At 52.0% G+C, this 20,031-nt stretch carries 15 protein-coding genes; 6 read left to right on the top strand and 9 right to left on the bottom strand.

The genetic code is table 11. From position 1 onward, the window contains the following. Window positions 1-42: 42 nt before the first annotated feature. From sbnB to BM200_RS09635, 3 genes are read right to left on the bottom strand one after another with little or no spacing between them, the layout of a single operon-like run. The gene (sbnB, locus tag BM200_RS09645) at window positions 43-1,011 is read right to left on the bottom strand and encodes a 2,3-diaminopropionate biosynthesis protein SbnB (protein WP_091184425.1); all 969 of its coding nucleotides are present in this window, start codon (window positions 1,009-1,011) and stop codon (window positions 43-45) included. Continuing rightward, window positions 1,008-2,012 (bottom strand): 2,3-diaminopropionate biosynthesis protein SbnA, encoded by a 1,005-nt coding sequence (gene sbnA, locus BM200_RS09640; protein WP_091184422.1) that lies wholly within the window; start codon window positions 2,010-2,012, stop codon window positions 1,008-1,010. The genes sbnB and sbnA overlap by 4 nt, the downstream gene beginning before the upstream one ends. Continuing rightward, window positions 2,009-3,265 carry a phenylacetate--CoA ligase family protein gene (locus BM200_RS09635; protein ID WP_091184420.1) on the bottom strand — a complete coding sequence of 419 codons (1,257 nt, stop codon included), beginning with the start codon at window positions 3,263-3,265 and terminating at the stop codon, window positions 2,009-2,011. The genes sbnA and BM200_RS09635 overlap by 4 nt, the downstream gene beginning before the upstream one ends. A gap of 152 nt (window positions 3,266-3,417) precedes the next feature. On the opposite strand from BM200_RS09635, the gene BM200_RS09630 reads away from it, so the two are divergent. From BM200_RS09630 to msrA, 3 genes are all read left to right on the top strand, one after another. Beyond that, window positions 3,418-4,170, top strand: coding sequence for a YheC/YheD family protein (locus BM200_RS09630; protein WP_091184418.1), 753 nt, complete (start codon window positions 3,418-3,420; stop codon window positions 4,168-4,170). 186 nt (window positions 4,171-4,356) lie between these two features. Then, complete coding sequence (locus tag BM200_RS09625; RefSeq protein ID WP_281248359.1) at window positions 4,357-5,022, top strand: ABC transporter ATP-binding protein; 666 nt, start codon at window positions 4,357-4,359, stop codon at window positions 5,020-5,022. Window positions 5,023-5,244: 222 nt separating this feature from the next. Then, entirely contained in the window at window positions 5,245-5,769 is a 525-nt protein-coding gene (gene msrA / locus BM200_RS09620; RefSeq protein WP_091184415.1) for a peptide-methionine (S)-S-oxide reductase MsrA, read from the top strand. A gap of 58 nt (window positions 5,770-5,827) precedes the next feature. On the opposite strand, the gene BM200_RS09615 is transcribed toward msrA, so the two are convergent. Both BM200_RS09615 and BM200_RS09610 read right to left on the bottom strand, forming a co-directional pair. Beyond that, window positions 5,828-6,820: an NADPH:quinone oxidoreductase family protein gene (locus BM200_RS09615; RefSeq protein WP_091184413.1), complete on the bottom strand. Its 993-nt coding sequence runs from the start codon at window positions 6,818-6,820 to the stop codon at window positions 5,828-5,830. Window positions 6,821-6,893: 73 nt separating this feature from the next. Continuing rightward, entirely contained in the window at window positions 6,894-7,565 is a 672-nt protein-coding gene (locus tag BM200_RS09610) for an O-methyltransferase (RefSeq protein WP_091184411.1), read from the bottom strand. 129 nt (window positions 7,566-7,694) lie between these two features. Between BM200_RS09610 and BM200_RS09605 the strand changes: the two genes are divergently transcribed. Beyond that, on the top strand, window positions 7,695-8,591 hold the full coding sequence (locus BM200_RS09605) for a LysR family transcriptional regulator (RefSeq protein ID WP_091184408.1): 897 nt from the start codon (window positions 7,695-7,697) through the stop codon (window positions 8,589-8,591). A gap of 37 nt (window positions 8,592-8,628) precedes the next feature. On the opposite strand, the gene BM200_RS09600 is transcribed toward BM200_RS09605, so the two are convergent. From BM200_RS09600 to BM200_RS09585, 4 genes are all read right to left on the bottom strand, one after another. Then, on the bottom strand, window positions 8,629-15,093 hold the full coding sequence (locus BM200_RS09600) for an alpha-amylase family glycosyl hydrolase (protein ID WP_175532815.1): 6,465 nt from the start codon (window positions 15,091-15,093) through the stop codon (window positions 8,629-8,631). Between the two features lie 390 nt (window positions 15,094-15,483). Further along, a complete protein-coding gene (locus tag BM200_RS09595) occupies window positions 15,484-16,023 on the bottom strand; it encodes a GNAT family N-acetyltransferase (protein WP_091184407.1) in 540 nt (179 codons plus the stop codon). Continuing rightward, entirely contained in the window at window positions 16,020-16,556 is a 537-nt protein-coding gene (locus tag BM200_RS09590; RefSeq protein WP_091184404.1) for a dihydrofolate reductase family protein, read from the bottom strand. The genes BM200_RS09595 and BM200_RS09590 overlap by 4 nt, the downstream gene beginning before the upstream one ends. 77 nt (window positions 16,557-16,633) lie before the next feature. After that, window positions 16,634-17,470, bottom strand: coding sequence for an AraC family transcriptional regulator (locus BM200_RS09585; protein ID WP_091184401.1), 837 nt, complete (start codon window positions 17,468-17,470; stop codon window positions 16,634-16,636). A gap of 124 nt (window positions 17,471-17,594) precedes the next feature. Between BM200_RS09585 and BM200_RS09580 the strand changes: the two genes are divergently transcribed. Continuing rightward, complete coding sequence (locus BM200_RS09580; RefSeq protein WP_091184398.1) at window positions 17,595-18,668, top strand: Gfo/Idh/MocA family protein; 1,074 nt, start codon at window positions 17,595-17,597, stop codon at window positions 18,666-18,668. A gap of 14 nt (window positions 18,669-18,682) precedes the next feature. Further along, on the top strand, window positions 18,683-19,840 hold the full coding sequence (locus BM200_RS09575) for a Gfo/Idh/MocA family protein (protein WP_091184395.1): 1,158 nt from the start codon (window positions 18,683-18,685) through the stop codon (window positions 19,838-19,840). Window positions 19,841-20,031 lie beyond the last annotated feature (191 nt).

The following is a 20,031-nucleotide window of genomic DNA, read 5'->3' as shown; positions in this document are numbered from 1 at the left end:
CTTATAAAGCTTTTCGAAAAATAATCCCCAGTGCCCGCTCCTCTATTCCAGTCTCAAGCCTACTCCAAGCCGCTTCGCCGCCTCGGCATAATGCGCCGCTACCGCAACATCGAATACCGCAAGACCCATCGGCGTAAACAAGGTTGGTCCTTCCGGACGAATCACCCGCTCCTGCGGAAGCGCCAGCGCATCGGCCAAAGTCATCGTACTCTCAGCCTGCAGGCCGGCATACAGATGAAGACGCTCCGTGTCCGTATCCGCCCGGCAGATTTCCTCCCAGCTGTCGACGATGACGGTTCCTACATTGCCCAAGGCATCCAAATTATAATCGCGGAGCGAGACATGCATCAGGATGGCATCCGGCTTGGCAGCTTCGTCAATATACCTCTCCGGCGCGGCCGTACAGGTGAACACGACATCCGCTCCGCGGTATGCCTCCTGCCAGGACGCCGCCTTCTCGACAGGAATGACGGACGGAACACCGTTCAGCCATTCCTCCACATCAACATCCCGCCGGTCAAAAGCGGTAATCCGGCTAATCCGGTCGCCAAGCAGACCATTCAGCATATGCACATGCATTCGCCCGATTGGTCCCATGCCGATCAGCGCCACACGCAGCGGCTTCTCCCCTCCGGCAACCAGCTTGCGCAATAAAGCGCCACTGACAGCCGCCGTGCGGATCGCACTGATAAGACTGCCCTGCACCATAGCGACGGGAACGCCGGTATCCGGGTCATTCAGAATCGTTACACTGTTTGCTCTCGGCAATCCGATATCAATATTGCCAGGAAAGCTGGCAATCCACTTCAGACCCGCCGCGCGGACCGGACGGCTGACATAAGCCGGCATCGCAATAATGCGGTTGCGTTCATCGCCATACTTCAGGTAGGGCTTGATCGGCTGCGCACACTCCCCTGCTGCGAATGCAGCGGCAGCTTCTTCAATAAGAGACGCAAGTGCCGGCCAATCAATGCCGATCTGCTCCAAATTGTGTTCGTTCAAATAAATCATCTCTTGATCACTCCTCCTTGCTTATGAAGACTGGCTGCAAAGCTGTTGCCGAATAACCGTGACACCCAGACATCGTCGTAAACGGTATTCAAATATCGTTCTCCCCGGTCCGGCAGCAGCACCGCACAGGTTGAGCCGGGCTCGATGAACGGACTAAATTTTTCGACAGCCGCTATCACTCCGCCAGAGGACCCTCCAGCAAGGATGGATTCCATGCGAACCAGCTTCCTGCAGCCGGCAATACAGTCCCGGTCATTCACTCTAACAACCTCATGAATCCCCTCATCCGGACAGAGCCCCGGCTTAATCCCGGCACCCAGCCCAGGCAGCATGCGGGTAACCTTCCCTTTCTCCCCTCCGAAAATAATGCTGCCCTCCGCATCAACCGCTATCACCTTCGTCCGGAGTCCATTAGACTGGATATAGTCCACACATCCCCGGATTGTTCCGCAGGTACTAACGCCGCAAAACAAATAGTCCAGCCCCGGAAGATCGGCGGCTATCTCCGCCATCGTCGTCTGCTGGTGGGACAAAGCATTGTTTTTATTGCCATACTGATTCGGCCAGAAAGCATCCGGCAGCCTCTTCAACCAGCGGCGTACACGGGCAAGTCTTGCAGGAACGAACTCTCCTGTCTCGGGGTCCGGCTTCTCAACCAGATCAATTCTCGCGCCATATGCCCGAAGGACGCGAAGATTCGCTTCCGTCGTCTTTGGATCCACGACACAAATAAACGTGAAGCCCATCGTGTTGCACAGCTGTGCAAGCCCTACAGCCAGATTGCCGGAGCTGGACTCCACAATAACGGAGCCGGGCTTAATGCGGCCTTCCTCAAGTGCTGCCTGCAGCATCGCTTTCGCGGGACGATCCTTCACGCTGCCGCCGGGATTATGCATCTCCAGCTTGGCGTATACGTCAAATCCGGCATGCTCGAACAGCCTCCCAAGCTTCACCATTGGAGTATTGCCGATCATGGAAGCCACATTATCGTAAAGGCTCATTCACGATCCCTTCCTTCGCTGGCTTGCTGCACAAACAGCTTTTTCTGCTTAATCGGCTTCTTCCCCGTTCCCTCCGATAAGGAGGAATCCGTATCCTTGCCATAAAACAGAACATCCATCTGCTCCAGAAGACCGCCGCGAACCATCGCTCCAATAGCCGGAATCGTGCTGTGCAGCTCATCACGAACCGCAGCTTTTACTTCCTCATTCAGGTTATCCGTCGTTGTAATCCGAACCTGCAGCTTATTGCCATTCACCAGCACCTTCACAACCGCTTGCCCGACATGCTTGAAGATTGCGTTCTCGATATCGTAAACGCTGATTTTTTCCCCATGCTTCAGCTCCGGCCCAACCCGCTTCACTATGGCCTCAAAGGTAGTGATCAGCTTTCCGTCCCGCTGCTCCACTCTTAAATCCCGCACTACATCATAAGTGACAAAACGAAGAGCAGGGAAACGCCGCCGTACGAGAGAGGTCAACACAAGCAGCTGCTCGCCTTCAGGAAGCTCTACTTCAGGCAAGCCCGCCTCGGCTGGGGTGACGCCTTCTGCGAAAACGCCATCCATGACGACATACCTTCCGATTGACCGGTCATAATAAGCAATCGTTCCAATCTCGATGCTGCCCAGTGTATCCATCACATCATGCTCCGTGATGCCGAGCCGCTCCGCTACCCGCTGCCTCCATGCAGGAGGTGCCGGTTCCCCGACCAGTATGACGCCTTGCAAACCCCAATTGAAATCCGGCGGAGCAACGCGCAGCATGCCATCCATAAGAGAAGGCATGGTATACAGCATATCCGGCTTATAGTCGGCAATCCGGATCAGATGGGCCGCAGCAGGCAAGCCAAACGGAACCGACTCACAAGCAAGACCCAGTTCCTCAAATATTTGTACGGCTGTAGCCTCCGCATGACCTGTCCCCATATCGCTCAGCGCGCGGGATGCGTTATAACCTTTAAGGAGCTCCGCGAACATCTCTTTTTTATACTGAATATAGGCTTCTTCATCTATCGCGTCGTAGTAGATTGCCTTGCGTTTATTGCCGCTTGTACCTGATGTCCGGTATACATTCCAATCCTGCGGAACCTCATCACTCTCGTAATAGGGAAGTAATCTGTCCTGGGTGAGCAGCGGAACGTCCTCCCAATTGAAATCGTTACTATCCCCGGTCATCTCTTTATACCAAGGATACAGCTGTCTCACTTCCTCCCATTTGGCGCGGAGAGAGACATTATTCATAGAAATAGGCATGAAGCATCCTCCATTTCGGTCTATCATTCTTCCATCCTATGCGCCCCAAAACAGAATCGCCCCGCATAAAGCCCACTCGCAAAAGAAAAGGCAAGCATATGTTATCTCTGTAAGACTATCATGTCAGAAAGACGGAGGAAGATAGTTTCCCTATGAGAAAAAGAAGAGGCGTCTATAACAAATGGGCTAAAACCGTTGTTCTTAATCAAAAAGCTTCAATCCGCAGTCATGTTCCGCATACTCTCCTGTTTAGTGAAAACTCTTTGAAAAGAATGCTCCAGCTCTATCAAATGGTCTATGTCAAGCCAAATTCCGGCTCCCATGGCGTCGGCGTTATGCGCGTTGAACATAAGAACGGCACTTATTCCTATCAGCTCGGTGCCAGAAAGAGAAGAAATCTGACGTGGCCGCAATTATTCCATTCCTTAAAAAACAAAATCCAAGGCACCACATACCTCGTTCAACGGGGCATTCATTTGTCGAGATTCAAAAACCGGATTTACGACCTGCGCATCGAGGTGCAGTTGAACGAGAACCGGAATTGGCAAATTACCGGCATGCTTGCTCGGGTGGCTCAACCCGGAATGGCCGTAACGAACGGTGCGCTAGGCGCGGATGTGTACACCTATAACTCCGTTATTGCGGCCCATGGCGGTGCAGAGCTCGCCAAGAAGCTGCATGCCGAGCTGCATAGCTTATGCGTCGACTGTGCGCATTTGCTCAAGGCAAAGTATCCGTTCTTAACCGAGCTTGGCTTCGATATTGCGCTGGATCATCGGATGCATCCCTGGATTCTGGAAGTAAATACAACCCCTGAAGCCATTCCTTTCGAGAAACTCCCGACCAAAACGATGTACAATCGCATTATGCAGCTGCGCAGGCTGAATGCCCGCAGACCTTATTAAGAAACAAGCCGGAAAACTGATACTTTCTGATATTTTGAACAAGCTGTTTGAATAGCCTCTATAGTAGGTCAATGCTTACGTAGTAAGAATTGCCGCAAAAAGCGTTCGTCAATTCTTTAAGTCAATGCTTACGTAGTAAGAATTGCCGCAAAAGCGTTCGTCAATTCTTTTAGGAGGGATCAAAACATGGCCATCGTTCAAATGGAGCAGATTACGAAGCATTACCGCATGGGCGGGCAGCGTTTTACCGCGCTGCAGCATATTTCCCTGGAAGTGCAGCAAGGCGAGTTTGTTGCGATTCAGGGACCGTCCGGCTCCGGTAAATCAACGCTCATGAATATCATGGGCTGCCTGGATACTGCCGACAGCGGTACTTATATGCTGGAAGGCAGACGGGTATCAGCAATGAGCGATAACCAACTGGCGGATGTAAGGAACAGGCGGATCGGTTTTATTTTTCAAAATTATAATCTGATACCAAGTTTAACGGCCTATGATAATGTGGAGCTTCCGTTAATCTACCGGGGAGTCCCTGCAAACCAGAGGAAGCAAGCGGTTCTGGAGACGCTCGAATCGGTTGGGCTGAGCGGACATCTGCACCATCGCCCGGCGGAATTGTCGGGGGGCCAGCAGCAAAGGGTCGCAATTGCGAGAGCGCTTGCAACAAATCCTTCGATACTGCTCGCGGATGAACCTACAGGTGCGCTCGATTCACATACAGGAAAAGAAATCATGGCCCTGCTAGCCAAGCTGCATGCCGAAGGCCACACCATTATCCTGATCACCCATGATCAGGCGGTGGCGTCGTACGCAGACCGGGTTCTATATATTAGAGACGGAGCCATCGCTTAAAATCGTAAGCCTCATCGCTGTCCCGCTGAATATGGACGCAATGAGGCTTATTAGCGTGTTTGATCGGTATGGTGAAATTGACTTCTTGCGCGGGACAAGTTACTTTTAGCTTATGCTTAAAGAGGGAAGAATCATCACGAGCAGCCTATTCTTAGCTGTTTGTGCGATCATTCTTTTTAGGAAGAAAGGCAAGCAAGTCGCAACAAGAAAGGGTTAGGTAAGATGCCACTAACGCATGCTACTTTTGCCGGAGGATGCTTCTGGTGTATGGTTACGCCATTCGAGGAGCTTCCCGGTATTCACGGAATTGTATCCGGCTATATGGGCGGCCATTTTGCTGACCCAACTTATGAGGAAGTCAAAAAAGGGACAACCGGTCATCTCGAGGTCGTTCAGATTACATTCGACCCGGCGGTATTCCCCTATGAACGCCTGCTTGAGCTGTTCTGGCCTCAGATCGATCCAACCGATGCCGAAGGACAGTTCCAGGATCGCGGGAGCCAATACCGTACCGCCATCTTTTATCATAATGAGGAGCAGCGTGAGCTTGCTCTTGCTTCCAAGCTTGCGATCGAGCAGTCCGGCCGCTTCGATAAGCCCATTGTGACGGAGATCCGGGAGGCCGAGACGTTCTATCCGGCGGAAGATTACCATCAGGATTTCCATAAGAAGAATCCGAAGCATTACAAGGAAGACCGCGCCCAATCCGGCCGCGATGAATTTATTGAGCAGAACTGGAAAAAATGAAACAAACCCGCATGAACAGCCGATACATGGCAGGGCTGTTCATGCGGGTCTTCTGTTTTTAGCCGAGCTTTATAATTGTTCTGCCGCGCACCTGACCTTGCAAAATATGAGCAAGCTCTTCCGGAAGCTGCTCCAATGTTATTTCATTTACGATCGCGGAGCTGAGCATCGTTGGCTTAAGATCAGATCCAAGCCGTTCCCACACCCTGCGGCGAAGCTCCATCGGGCATTCTACCGAGTCGATACCCAGCCAATTCACCCCTCTTAGTATAAAAGGATATACAGAGGTCTCGACCTCGATCCCGCCAGTTAATCCGCTTGTTGCGACAGAACCGCCGTATTGCAGAGTACTGAGCAGGTAGGACAGGGTTTTCCCTCCAACCGGATCAACGGCTGCTGCCCATTGGGGACGCCGAACCGGCTTGCGCTCCGATTCTGTCAGTTCATCCCGGTGGATGACATGCGCAGCGCCAAGCTCCTTCAAATACGCTTCTTCGCTTAATCTGCCCGTGCTCGCCGTTACCTCGTATCCTCGTTTGGCAAGAATATTAACCGCAACACTGCCCACTCCGCCGCTCGCACCTGCAACAACAACCGGGCCATTGCCCGGCGACAGTCCATTGTCTTCAAGCCGCTGAACGGATAATGCCGCTGTAAAACCCGCCGTTCCAAGAATCATAGCTTCGCGGAGTGTCAGTCCGGTTGGCAAAGGTACAACCCAGCTTGCAGGAACACGCGCCAGCTCGCTGTAGCCGCCATGTTGCGTAACGCCAAGACCGTAGCTTGTCACAATAACCTCATCGCCCGGCCGATAGCGCGAATCGCTTGATTCGGCTACCGTTCCGGATAGATCAATTCCCGGGATATGAGGGTAACTCTTCACCATTCTCCCCAAAATGCCAACCATGCCATCTTTATAATTAACGCTGGAGTAGGCTACTCGAACGGTTACTTCTCCTTCAGGCAGGTCCGCTGCGGTCAGACTTCTGATCGCAAGCTTTGGCTGCTCCTCCCCATTACTGTCAGCTACTAATGCGCGAAAGTGATCCATCTTGCCTCCACTCCTTCGGTTTCGTTTCTTTTATTGTAACGGAAACGATGAGGTTAGACCAAATCGGGCGGAGCTATCCCTGCACAATGCCCATCACAAAACCATCATAGCCTTTAGCTCCAACCGTCTGGATGGCTGTTGCCGTTATGCGCGGGTCGTCGGCCAGCAGATCCATAAATTTACGCACGCCCTGCACACGGGGATCCGTGCTGTGTTTGTTCGTTACTTCTCCATCTCGAACGACATTATCGCCAATAATAACCGTGCCGGGACGGGAAAATCGCAGTGCCCATTGCAGATAGTGAGGGTTATTCGGTTTGTCGGCATCAATAAAAATGAGATCAAACGGCGCCGTCCCTTCCTCCTCCAGCTTCGCTAATTGCTCCAATGCCTCTCCGACTCTTATGTCTACCCGTTGACTTAGCCCGGCTAGCGCTATATTTTGACCCGCGATCGCTGCATGATGGGGATCTAGCTCCAAGGTAATGAGCCGGCCATGCTCCGGCAGCGCTCTTGCCATCCAGATTGTACTGTAGCCGCCAAGCGTTCCAATCTCCAATATGCGTGTTGCACCTATCATTTGTGCGTAAAGATTGAGCAGCTTCCCTTGATTAGGTGCTACATCAATAGCAGGCAGATCAGCTTGCTCATTGTTCAACAGCACCTGCTCTAAAGTAGAATCCTGCTGAATAAGACGCTTCGTGATGTAAGCATCAACCTTTTCCCAAGTGTGTAATGAATTCATACCTACCACTTCTCCTCGCTGTGGGATAACTTCTACTTCTATAGTAAGCGAGTTATAATGATAAGAATAATATATGTTTTTCTTTAACTTATAAATGAAGTATATGAGTTTAGAAAGGAGCTCTTAGCCTTGAACTTGCATGCCTTGCGCTTGTTCCATACCATTGCCTCGGTCGGAAGTGTAACCCGCGCTTCGGAGCTGCTGAATATCAGCCAGCCTGCGATTACGGCACAAATCAAGAAGTTTGAAAAAGAGCTGATGCTCTCCCTCTTAAAGCCTCAAGGAAGGGGAATCGCCTTAACTGATGCTGGTGAAGAGCTTGCCGTGCTGGCCAAAAGACTATTTGCCGTGGAGCATCAGATCGAGCAGTTTGCGTTAAATTATCGCAGCGGCACCATCGGCAGCATTCGGCTTGCCGCCACTTATTTGCCTGCCCATTTCCTGATCCCCGCCTGGATCGCCAAGTTCAAGCAGCAATTCGAGCAGGTGGAGATGAACATTACAACAACCAACTCCAGTGGGGCATTACAGCAACTGCTGGATGTAGAAGCCGATATCGCGATATTTGGAGGAATCGCCGAGAATTATCCGGACGCGATTCAGACGGAAGAGCTGTTCCAGGACGAGCTATGGTTTGTCGTTGCGCCGGGCCACCGGTACGCCAATCAACAAGTAACGCTGCCCGAGATGATGAAGGAGCCATTTGTAATGCGGGAGGAAGGGAGCTCTACGCGGGAGAGGCTTTTATCACTATGCCGCACATATAACTCTTCCGTTCCAACCATCTCCCTGCAATTTAACGGACTGCATGAAGCGATTACTGCCGTCGTCGCAGGTTATGGCGCAAACTTCGTCTCTTCCCTCGTCGTACGCGAATACGTCGAGCGCGGCGAGCTCGCCCGCGTGTATGTTGAAGGCATTAATCTTAAGAACACGATTGCCATCTGTACCCGCAAGAATGAATCACTTCCTGCCTCGGCTAAGAACCTCGTGCAGATGATCCGACAAAATCCGTATGTGAGATAACAAAAAAGCTGTCCCCCAAGAGGGACAGCTTTTCCGTCTATAATCCTAGCAGCTTGTAAATCACTTTCGCGCTTTCGGCGCGGGTAGTGTTGCCTTGCGGGTCGAATTGGCCTTGGCCCTTGCCGCTCACGAAGCCCAGCTTCACGGCTGCTTCAATGGACGCTTTGGCCCAATCATGAATTGCAGCCGAGTCGGTAAAGGCGGTTACTTCCCCGCTGCCTTCCACTTTCTTGCCGCTCTTCCCTTCATACGCACGCATGAGCATTACAGCCATCTCTTCACGTGTGATTACCTCATTTGGCGCAAAGGTTGTTGCCGTGCGGCCACGGATGATGCCCGCTTCGGAAGCCGCATTAACGCTATCCGCGTACCAGCTGCCAGCCGCTACATCCTTGAATCCGGCCGGCTTCGCCGCCGCCAAATCCATCGCGCGAACGAGCAGTGCCGCAAACTCTGCACGGGTAACGCTGCGCTCCGGCTCAAATCGGTCTGCCGTTACACCCGTCACAATATGCTGAGCAGTCAGCTCCTTAATCATCCCCGCAGCCCAGTGGGATACGGATACGTCAACGAACTGCTTTACATATTCCAATGCCGCATATTTGGAGAAATGATAAATGTCCGCGGTCATTGTGCCGTCTGCATTTAATTTCCCGCCGGCATATTCCAGCTTGCCGTTATCCGCCACATAGTAAATGCCGGTCAGTTTCTTATTGGCTTCATCATCCAGCTTAAATGTCAGCTTAAGCGGCTGTTCAAACGTGCTGAGCCCAGCCGTTTCCTTTCCGCTGCTGTCCACCAAGGCAAGGCGGAAGTCAAATACGGACGATATTGATTTCAGTTCCACGTCACCTGCCGCAGCTGCTTTGGACAGTAGCGCAGCCTGAGCTTTCTCATCCAGAGGCTTAAGCTGCAGAACGATATGCGAGGAAGAGCCTGCTCCTGCCTGCTTAACCAACTCTTGCAGCATCGCACTTGGCACAAGCAGTGTCAGATCTCCCTGCTTCAGCTCCAGCGGCTTACCGCCAAGCAGCTCCGCTGTATTCACCGGCAAGAGAACTTCCGACTTCCCTTCAACAGCAATCGTAACCTTGCCGTCTCCAGACTGTTTGACCGCATCCTTCAGCTGCTGCTCGCTCACCGTTACAGTCGTGTTATCCGGCGTTACTCCACCGCTGCCACCAGTGCCGTTACCATTGCCGTTGCCGCTTCCATCATCGCCACCGTCCCTCGTAATGACCAGCTCTATCGTTTTGGTCGCTTGGCTGGCACGGCCTTTATCGGTATACCACTCCTGCGCCAGCGTCTCCGCGCTTGGTTCAATGTGAAGCGTAAAACGGTTCACGCCTGACTTAAGCGGCATATTTTCTACAAGCACATTGCCGTAAGCATCCATTGCGCCGTCTGCTAATGGCTGCCCGTTAATCGTGAAGTCCACGCCGTACGGCACATTCGAGCGCAAGGTAAACGACTCCTCGTTTGTCTCATAGGAAATATCTTCGCCATAAGAGATACGCGGCATCGTGACGATCATCGGCATATCCACCCAGCGCAGCACATAATCGTCAACAACCATCGCATTGCCGCCCTGATTCTTAATCGTCAGCCTCATATTCGTATCCGTCGAAGAATACGCATAGTTGCCGGCATCAACGGTATCATTCGCTACTCGGGTATGCGAGGTGAACGCCTCGGTCTCCCATGTACCGCGGGTATATTTGTATTGAATGGTTTTACCGGCCATCATTTTGAAGCTGTATTCCACCACATCACGTGTTGTGGCACCGCTTGGAACATTGAGCTTATTGCCCGATGAATTCCAGCCGTTCAGATCGCCCGCCAAGTAAATATCGTCTTGAACCGGCGTGTAGCTTGGCAAATGAACGCGGAGCTTCACATCGACCATAACCAGCTTTGGCGTAACGGACTGCTCGCCTGAGAAAGCGCGGTTATACGCGCTGTCTACGGCAGCTACTTTATACGTGTACGCCGTATCATTGCTGATCGTGAAGTCCACATACGACACAGCTGTCTTCGCGGCCGAAGCTATTTTCACAAAATCCGAATCCGCAGTCTTCCGGTAAATGTCAAAATGATCCACCGTCGTTTCTTCGGCATCCTCCGTCCAGTTCAGCAGAACGCGGTTCGATTCTACCGCAATATCCGCAAGCACCGGCGCTATCGGAGCCGCAGTATCCGAGCTGTCCGCCCGGACGGTCACGGCAGCATCAGCCGATTCCGAATATGACTCGCCATTATCCGTTGATACCTTGGCAAAATAGTGATACGTTCCCGCTTCCGTTGGTTCAAAAGCCGCCCAGTATACCTTTTTGCCGTCTTCCGTATCCGCTTTGTAACGAAGCTTTGTATCTTCTGCATTCGCTTTGTTTGCGCCATCCTTATAGAAAGCAAGGCGTGCGATTACGTTTGGCGCTTCTTTGCCGGCATAAGCTTCATGATCAGTCAGACCGGGAATATCAATCGTTACTTCAATCTCGGAAGTCTTGTGGCCAACGCCTAATGTCACTTCCTCCGATTGCTTCGTCACCGCTATGCTTTCGACCGGGAATGATGGGGTTGCCGCCGCGTATTCGCTAAGCGGGCTTTCGCCGTCCTCCGTTACAGCCGTTACGGTGTAGTAATATTTCTTGCCGTTGACGACATCCGAATCGGTCCAGCCTGGATCGGCCTGTTGTCCAACCAGCTGCAGCTGACCGCCTTCAATCGCTGCTCGGTACACATTATAGCCGGTCGCTCCGGCCGAAGCATCCCAAGTCAGCGTCACTTGCCCGTTGCCGCCTGCAGCATGAACATTTTTCACTTGAGGTACCTGCACAAGCTCTGTAGTAGAGACCATCATAAGACCAGTCATCGCTTTTACCGTTAATGAGATTTTGCCGCCTGCGACCGATGCTTCAATACCGCTGCCCAGCTGATCCTCAAGCATCAGACCCTCCGGCAAGAAGCCTGCCGCATCTGCCTCGATCGTCGCGTCCAACGAACCGCGGTTGACCACAACCAGGCCGCCCTGGCTGTCATTTTTACGCGCATAAGCGATCACGTCCCCCGTATTGTAAGCCGTCTTCAGCTCGCCTGTACGGAAGACCTCATGGTTATCGCGAACGCTTCCTGCTTTCTGATACGTGTCGAACAATGATGCATATCGCCCGACGCCTTCATACGTACCGTTTGTGCCGGCTACACGCTCCCATGGGAACGTACGGCGGGAATCCGGATCTTTTGTACCGGTCAGACCAACCTCATCGCCGTAATATATCGTTGGAGCGCCCGGGTAGCCCATTTGGAAAATCGCCGTTAAAGCTTGCATTTGCAATGCTTTGTCGGAAGACTCCGGCGCAATGGCCAAATGCTCCTCTTCCCATTCCGGCTTATCGTATTTCGTAATCGAGCGGATGGTATCATGGGAGTCGACCAGGTTCAGCATTACTTGCCAGGCTTCAGCGGGATAATCCTCGCGGATCGACTCCAGCGCATCATTAAACTGTTGGGCGTTGCCGCTAATAATAAAACTTTGAAGCGCACCGCGGAAGCGGTAGTTCATAACGGAATCGAACTGGTCCCCAAGCAGGAACTTCGTTGCGACGCCCCACTCTTCACCAAGAATAATAGGCTCGGGAATGGTCTCGCCGTTACTGTCCTTGCGCCCTTCCGTTGACTTCACCGCTTCGCGGAATTTCTGCCAGGTACCAGGCGACACGTCAGGCGCTACGTCAAGACGCCAGCCGTTCGCTCCCATCCAGCCCCAACGCTGCGAGTTCGCTTCCTGCATCATAGCCGAAGCTTCTTCATCCGATTTGCCGGTCAGATCATGGCCGACGACAAGGTCGCGGTAGCCCTGCACGTTCCATTCATGGTTGCCTTCAAGACCTTCGTCATCGCCTGCTGCCGGTGCCGGAGCATCGATGACGGGCAAGGAATCGTAGCCCCACCAGCCCTCATATTTGTAATGCCCGTCTAGCTTTTCATTGGATACCGTAAACCATGTTGTAAAATCAAAATCTTCCGGATAAGCATAATGCTCTCCTGTCGCCGGGTTAATCTGAGCCGTAAAGGAATCAATGACCTGCTGCTTCGCCGCTTCCAGCGTTGCACCATTGTCGTTGACCTTGTCATACACTTTCGCCCAGAACTCGTAAGCGCCAATCTCCGGATATTTCTCATAACGGTCAAAATAAATCGAGTCATCGCCGACATGGTTAAACACGCCGTCAACGATCAGCTTGATCCCCATGTCATGCGCTTTTTTCGCAAAATCCGTAAATACGCGGTCGGAAGCAACCCTTGTTGCTTCGTAATCCAGACCGGAGCTTGGATCGCCAGGCGTATTGTACACCGGCTCGCCAAACATCGGATCAAGATGCTCGTAATCCGTTGCATCATATTTATGGTTCGAGGCTGCCCAGGCAACCGGGTTGAAGTAAATCACGTTTACGCCAATTGACTTCAGGTAGTCGAGCTTTTGTGATGCCCCTTGAATGTCGCCGCCGTAAAACTCATTCGTCCAGACACCGTCAGACTTGGCATCCGGGAAGTACGGCTTTTGCTCCGGTGTAATCCGGTCCGGATTTTCCGGCGCCGTAGTCCATGTGCCCTCAACCTGATCCGGCGTCGGATCATTCGTCACTCCGCCGTCGAAGTATTGCAGCTCATAACCGCCTTTCGAGGTTACGCCCGCAGTCGTCTCTTCGCCTTCGACAGGGCCGCGATAGCCGTCCTCTGTCTTCGCGCGGTTATTTGATTTCTCCCCGTCGTAGAACCGGTCAGGGAAAATCTGATACACAACAGCATTCTTCATCCAATCCGGCGTCGTAAAATCTTTATCATAGACGGTCAGATCGTAAGGCAGTACGCCTTCGTCTGCTGTAGTGCCCGTGCCGCCTCGTGAGCCGTCATCGCCGAATTCGATCTTTGCGGTTCCGTCGATCAAGATAAACTTATAGCCCCATACGCCAATTCCCTGGAACGCGGCTCCGGGAATCGTCACTTCCCAATAATCCTTGTCATCAAAAGAAGTGGCTTTGTGCATATCAAACGCCGAGGCCATGCCTTCCGGATTGCTCAGTTCAACACGCACAACCTGTGCGTCGCCTGCTTCCGTTGCAATACGTAGAGTCACATCCTCGATGCCTTCTTTAATAGCGCCAAAAGGCTTCTTGTAAGTAACCGACCGGGAGTCAAACAGCAGCTTATCCCGCTTAATCATCCCATCAAACTGGCTGTCCGCCGGTTTGTAGTTCGTCACAATCGCACGCTCTGCAAGCACCGTACTGAATGTAATATCAGCCGGATCAAGCGTTGTCAGAATGAAATTGTCGCTTCCAGCTCCGTAATTGTTAACCGACCAGTTGTCGCCTTGTATTACCTTCATCTCATAACGGCCGGCCGGCAGCGTGCGCTGCAGCTTATAGACCGAACCGTCGAAGTTGTAGTCAACGAACATTTGGTTCGCTTGATCCGGTGCCCACTCGGGCTCCCCGAATTGGGTCTGAATATCTCCGACAAGACGAGGCCATTCCGCCGCAGCCAGGGCAGGTACATATTGCGAGATGCCGCTTGCCCCCGGCACGCTGATCCGAACTTGTCCGAGCTCATCATTCAGATAGAAATTCACCTTCGATCGAGCGGCGAGTTCAAAAATATAATTGTTGCCGTTATCCGAGTATCCATCCCATGTCCCTTGGCGTACCAGCTTGAACTCATAACGTCCCGGATCGAGCACGGTCGAATACGCATAGAACTCGCCAACCAGATGGCTCATCCGGGTTTCCGTCGAAGCGTTGTTCCAGCCCTGGAAGGAGCCAACTACCACCCATTTGTTGCTGCCGCCGGGCTGATTCGCAAACACGTCCGCCTTTGGTGCGTCAACTGGCGGTTCACCAACGAGAATTTCGCTGTTCCCGTTCGAAGTCGCATTATTCACAGGATCAAGGAACCAAATGTTTGGCACCCCGTCTGCCGCCGAAATAAATTTATACGTATAAGTGCCGTCTGCCAGCGAATCTGCCGCAAACGTATAGTTGCCTTCACTAAGCACCATCTCATGCTGATCTACAAAAGCATTGGCATCAAAGCTTCCCGCCACCTTGAAATGCGGCATATAGCTGAGATGAATGATGCTGTTCTCGTCTGAAGTAACGCTCAGATTCGGATCATCCAGCCAGTTGCCGTTCACCAGAAACTTGTAGCCGTAAGCTTTGTTAGGCTCGTCACCGGTTACTTCTGCGGTATAAGTACCGTCCCCGTCCTCATCCGTCAGCGCAACAGCCGGATCGCCCCAACTGTTGAAGTCACCTTTGGCCGTAATACTGACCGCGGACTTCGGCAGGACAAAATGAATCGTTCCATCCTCGGCATACGTCCCGCTGACCGCGCTCGCATGAACCTGTTTAGGCATCAGCCCCACCACCTGAATAACCATCATGACAGCCAACAGCAGCGACCATATTCTTGTCTGTTTCCTGCTCCTTACATGCCTCATCATATGCGCGTAAACCTCCTTAAAAGAATGGCAACTTATCTGGCTCTGGCTATGCTAGTTGTTCGATTACTGCTTCGCAAACATAAGCATACAAATGATATGATATGAGCAAACGATTGCACAAATAGACGTAGAAACTCCTTTCCTGCTGATAAAAAAAGCTATCCCTTGGGTTAGAAGAGATAGCGGGGTTGTTCCGGCATTTTCAGCAAAAACCGGAATGCATTGCCCTTAAATTAGGCATTTATCAGCATGTATTAGTTATTTCCATCCTATTATGAAAACGCTTTACAGTCAATGGGGAGGTAGAAGAAATTTACTTTTCGACAGAAATGACAAAATTTTGAGCAACCGTTTGCGCATTTTGCACTATAAAAATGGGCATCAAGTGTGTTATGCGTCATACACGATCAGCCAGCAGTCCCGGTATTCTCCCTCATGCCATTCATGCTTCTCCAGCAGCTTTATTTTCTTGAAGCCGTTCTTCTCATACACCCTTAACGCTCTCGTGTTCCAGGCCTGCGGGTCCATGACGATCTTCCGTGCTCCCCGCTCTCCGGTCAAAAAACGGACGGTTTCCTTGATCAGCTCCGAGCCAATTCCTTTGTTCCAATAGCCGGGCTCGCCAATAAACTGATCCATCCCGTAGATCACACCAGAATCGTCCGAGAGACCATACGTCTCCCTCTCCTCTTCCACAATCTCATAGAATTGCAGATAGCCGATGTCGGCGCCTTGGAATTGGATGATGCAAGGCGTGATTTCTTCCCGATCCTCGTAAAAATGCTTCTGTACCAGCTCCGCATCATGCGGCCTGTCCCTGCCTTCATAATACTCCAGCACAACCGGGTCGCTCAGCCATCGGACCAGCAGCCCCGCATCCTCCGGCTCGAGCAAGCGGAGACTGATCTCTTTTTCTTGGAAAAGTATCATCTCTTCACCTCATAATGAAGCTCTACAAACTGATTAAATGTTCTGGTTCCGAGCAACTTAAGCTTCTGCTGCCCATACTCTCCCTGGAAGAGCGGAATCCCGCCGCCAAGCAGGACCGGAGCAACGGTAATGTAGAGCTCGTCGATCAGCTTATGCTGCAGGAAGTCTTCCAGCAAAGCACCTCCGCCCACGATCCAGATGTTCTTGCCGTCCTTGTGGCGCAGCTGCTCTACAAACGTGTTGGCGTTATCATCTACATAAATCGCATACTCATTCTTTTGTCCGGCGAGCGATCTCGAGAAGACATAACACTCTTTCTTTATATAAGGAAATTCCTCAGGGTCCTGCTCCATCAGCCAGTCGTACGTCCGGCGCCCCATCACCACGGTATCTACCTTTTCGTAAAACTCCGAATAACCGTTATCTCCTTCGCCTTCCACCTCAAACAGCCATTCCAACGAATCCTCGTTTGTTGCAATATAACCGTCCAGAGTTGTTGCGATAAACATTTGAACCTTTCGTGCTTTGCTCATGCGCGCGGACACCGCCTGTTCTATAGAGTTCTATAATCATCGTAGCAATACTTCCCTATTATTTCCACTTTCTACTGCTATTTGATCAAATGCTGCCTATAATTTAGCGGTGCTACGCCCATGATTTGGCGGAAAATTTTACTGAAATACGAAGGATTCGCAATCCCTACCCGATAACCGACTTCCGATAAGGGCAAGGTTGTCTTGCGCAGCAGCGAGCAGGCATGCCGGATTCGGGTCGCCTGGGTATACGCAACAATTGTCGTACCCGTCGATTCTTTGAACAGATGAGCTACATGGTACGGAGACAAATGAAGCACGCTTGCCAGCTCCTCCAGCCGGAACGGCTCCATATAATGCTTCTCAATCCACCCGATGATGTCTTCTACGCGGTGGTTATGTTTTTTCAGATAAGCAGATTCCCCATCCGGGCTTTGTTTCAGCTGATGCACAAGACTGAGCAGGAAGACGCCCATATTCTCCTCGAAATCCGCCTCTCTCATGTTGAGCATTGCCGTACTGAACTGCTTGAGCAGAGCCACAAACGGCTCCGTCTCCGCCATTGCATTCACCGGATGGATATTCGCCTGCTGCAGCATTAACCGCTGGAAGAAGCCCTTCAAACTCGGAAAATCATTCAGGTAGCCATGCAGAACAGCCGGCTCGAACAGCAGCACGCTTCGAATAAAAGGCTCCTCTTCCGTCACCTGAATCTGAATCCGGTGCATCTGGAACGGCGGAAAAACAAGCAGCGTATGGGGCTCGATCGAATACGATTTCCCGTCGATAATGAGCAGCCCCCGGCCCTCATGCACATACGTAAGCTCCATTTGGGAATGGGCATGAAAGACCTCGCGGAAGTATTCCGTTGACGTTCTGCGATACTCGTACTGAAACCATTTTGTCTGTATCAACCTGTTTTCCCGCCCTTCACGAGATTACCGCAAGATACAAACATTTTACCGCAAAATCGAACGACAAAGCAGCTCATTTTCCATATATTCTAGAAGCAATTCCACTAAAGGAGATGTTAGTCGCTTGAATACGGCAGATGGCATGAACTATGCACCGCAAGGAAAACCAAATCCGGTAGTTGCGCCCGGGGAATTCCAGTTTGCAGCAATTGCTCTGGATCACGGACATGTCTACGGCATGTGCAACGGACTAATCGAAGCAGGCGGAGAACTTGTTTCCGTGTATGATCCCGATCCGATGAAGGTAGCTAGATTTGTAGAGCGGTATCCTCATGTAAGAGCAGCCGCATCAGAAGAAGAGATTTTCGCAGATTCCCGCATCCGGCTGGTTGCATCGGCGGCTATTACCTTCGAACGTTGTGCGCTTGGCCTTCGGGTCATGCAGGCAGGCAAGGATTATTTTACCGACAAAGCACCGCTGACGACCTTGGAGCAGCTTGAAGACGCCAAGCGGGTGGCTTCTGAGACCGGACGCAAATACATGGTTTACTATGGCGAACGGCTCCATAACGAAGGCGCCGTGTTCGCGGGTCAATTGATAGAGCAAGGGGCAATCGGTCGGGTTGTTCAGGTCATGGGCTGGGGACCACATCGGACGAATGCCAAGTCCAGACCGGCATGGTTCTTTGAACGGGAGAAATACGGCGGTATTCTGTGCGATATCGGCAGCCATCAAATCGAGCAGTTTCTCTACTATACAGGGGCCAAAGATGCGACCGTCGCGCAGTCCCGAATTGCCAACTACCATCATAAGCAATATCCCGAGCTTGAGGATTACGGCGATGTGATGCTGACGGGCGATAACGGCGCCGCTTCCTACTTCCGCGTGGACTGGCTTACTCCTGACGGTCTCAGCACATGGGGCGACGGCCGGACGCTTATTCTCGGAACAGACGGTTATATCGAAATCCGCAAATACGTCGACCTTGCCCGCAGTCCCGAAGGGGATCAGGTGTATATGGCCAATCACGAGGGAGAATATCATTTTTCCGTCAGAGGTCAGGTTGGCTTCCCGTTCTTCGGCCAGCTTATTCTCGACTGCATCCACCGTACCGAGAATGCGATGACGCAGGAGCATGCCTTCAAGGTTGCCGAGCTTAGCGTATTATCCCAAAATCTTGCAGTCCGCATGGAATAGGAGATGATCTTGTTATGTTAAAAGTCGCTATTATTGGAGCCGGAGCAATCAGCAGGGCTCATATTGACGCTTATCTGAAGTTCCCGGAGAGATGCCAGGTAGTTGCTGTCTCGGATATTTATAAAGACAAGGCAGAGAACCGCATTGCGCAAAGCCAGCTTGCCGAAGCGAAGGCTTACGGCGATTATAGGGAATTGCTCGGGCAGGATATCGATCTTGTCTCGATCTGTACCCCTCCTTACACCCATGCGGAGCTGGCCGTGGAATTTCTGCAGGCGGGCAAGCATGTATTGGTGGAAAAACCGATGGCCTCTTCGCTCGAGGAATGTGATGCGATGAACAAGGCGGCGGAGGAAAGCGGCAAGCTGCTGTCGATTGTCGCCCAGAACCGTTTCCGCACGCCAATGATGAAGCTGAAGGCTGTGCTGGACAGCGGGATGATTGGCCCTGTTGTCCATTCGCAGGTAGATTCCTACTGGTGGCGCGGCCATTGCTATTATGATCTGTGGTGGCGAGGGACTTGGGAGAAAGAAGGCGGCGGCTGCACGCTGAATCATGCCGTGCATCATATCGATGCGCTGCTCTGGATGATGGGCCGGCCAACCGAGCTGCAGGCCTTTATGAGCAATACCTCGCATGATAATGCGGAGGTTGAGGATCTCTCGATTGCCATGCTGAAGTTCGCCGGCGGCGGGCTTGGGCAGATTACCAGCTCCGTTGTCCATCATGGCGAGGAACAGCAGCTTATTTTCCAAGGCAAACAGGCAAGAATCTCCGCTCCATGGAAGCTGGTTGCATCCAGCTCGATGGATAACGGCTTCCCCACTCCTAATCAGGCTCTCTCATCGGAGATTCAAGCGTACTATGATCATTTGCCGGAGGTAGCCTATGAAGGGCATGTCGGTCAGATCAATAATGTATTGACCGCTATTGAGTCCGGTGAAACGTTATTAATTGACGGACATAGCGGCCGTGCAACGCTGGAGCTCATACTCGGCATCTACAAGTCGGCCAGCACCGGGGAAAAGGTAACCTTCCCGCTTCGCGCCGATGACCCGTTCTATACACGGAAAGGCATTCAGGACAACGTCCCGCATTTCTACGAGAAAAGCGCCTCCGTCGAGAACTTCCAAGACCGTGCCATTACGACAGGGAGTAACTTGAAAGGTTAACAGACTTGACGCTGTTTGAAATAAGACCCTGCGAGGGTCGCGAACCCACCCTTTTCACCATTTATTTGGCCAATCCTGCGAGTTAAGGTCCCTTAAGGGCCTTAACTAGCCACGGAGAGGAATCATACGACGAGTTTAGGTCCCTCACTTGCCACGCTGAGGCGTCAGGCGCTGACTTAAGGTCCCTTAGG

Origin of the sequence: Paenibacillus catalpae, assembly GCF_900112695.1 — a bacterium.
Classification (GTDB): domain Bacteria; phylum Bacillota; class Bacilli; order Paenibacillales; family Paenibacillaceae; genus Pristimantibacillus; species Pristimantibacillus catalpae.
This window is presented reverse-complemented; position numbering and strand designations above follow the sequence as displayed.